Below are 522 nucleotides of genomic sequence, written 5' to 3' on the forward strand. Positions count from 1 at the left end.
GCACGCATCAGCGGCACCACCTCGCGGCAGAAGGCCAGCACTGAGCGGGCGTTGATGTGCAGCACTTCGTCGAACAGCGCGTCGTCGAAGTCGGCGATCGGCACCCGCTTGACCAGGCTTCCGGCGTTGTTGACCAGCACGTCGATGCCGCCGAGCCGCTCGTCGGCCTCGGCGACCACGCGCCGGATCGCCGCGCTGTCGCGGACGTCGCCCTGCAGTGCGAAGGCTTCGCCGCCGGCCGCCCGGATGGTCGCGACGACCTGCTCGGCGGCTGCGGCCGAGCTGTTGTAGTGGACCGCCACGCGCATGCCGCGGGCGGCATAGGCGATGGCGACGGCGGCGCCGATGCCGGTGCTGGCGCCGGTGACGAGGGCGCTGCGGCCCTTCAGATCTTCCATGCTTCTTTCTCCTTCAGGTGACCGGTGCCGGGTTGAACAGCACCAGCGCGTTGTGCAGCTTCCACTGCTCGGCCCAGGTCTTGCGGCGGCCGCTGGCGACCTCGAGCATCAGCCGGAACATCTC

1 protein-coding gene is annotated in these 522 nt (G+C 70.1%); it reads right to left on the bottom strand.

Features of this window, described 5'->3' with window-relative positions; translation table 11 throughout:
• Nucleotides 1-398: SDR family NAD(P)-dependent oxidoreductase (locus AC1DY5_RS58270; protein WP_478123132.1), on the bottom strand; the 398-nt coding region annotated here is incomplete at its 3' end.
• Nucleotides 399-522 lie beyond the last annotated feature (124 nt).

Source organism: Variovorax sp. P4_D9, from assembly GCF_056401695.1.